At 54.8% G+C, this 744-nt stretch carries 1 protein-coding gene; it reads left to right on the top strand.

Going from position 1 to position 744, the window contains the following annotated elements; genetic code table 11:
- On the top strand, positions 1-613 hold a 613-nt coding region (locus J5224_RS32445; protein WP_319802532.1), incomplete at its 5' end, for a Na+/H+ antiporter NhaC family protein.
- Positions 614-744 lie beyond the last annotated feature (131 nt).

Consider the following 744-nt stretch of genomic DNA (forward strand, 5'->3'; position numbering starts at 1 on the left):
CACCCTGCAACAAGGGTGTATTTCATTGATTCACGGTTTCACCACGTCCATGTTTGCCGCACAGGGTACTGATGTCACCGGCCTGCTCAGCGACATTCCCCGCCTGCTCGATCGCGGTGGGATGTTCTCCATCATGGGCACCATCCTCTTGGTACTCTGCGCCTTTTCCTTTGCCGGGGCCTTAACCTTGACGGGTGCCCTGACCGTTATCATTAACCGGTTGCTAAAGGCGATCCGCGGTGTGGGTCAGCTGATTGCGGCCACCGTGGCAACCACCCTGTTGGTCACTGGAGCCACCAGTGATGGGAAATTGGCACTGCTTATTCCCGCTGAATTGTTTAGAGAATCTTACCTGCGTATGGGATTGGACACTAAAAACCTGTCGCGAACGGTGGAAGACGCGGGCACAGTGACAGAGCCGTTACTGCCCTGGACCTCGGCCGGGGTGTATATGGCCAGCACCCTGGGGGTTAGCACACTGGATTTTGTCCCTTGGGCAATCCAATGCTATGCGGCAATTTTCTTCGCGCTGATATACGGCTTTACCGGATTTGGTATCGCTAGATTACCCACCGGCGCCAGCACGGCACCGCAAGGCCTAAACCCGGTGTAATGCAGGCGGCTCCAAAATAATCACGCCCAGCCATCGCGTCACGTTGGCTGGGCGCAAAACGCTAATATTCACACCGCCGTTACTCATAAAAAGCCTGATTACGGATTAACCCTCTTTCTAAATGACTGCTG

The sequence above is a fragment of the Candidatus Symbiopectobacterium sp. NZEC135 genome (genome assembly GCF_025962695.1).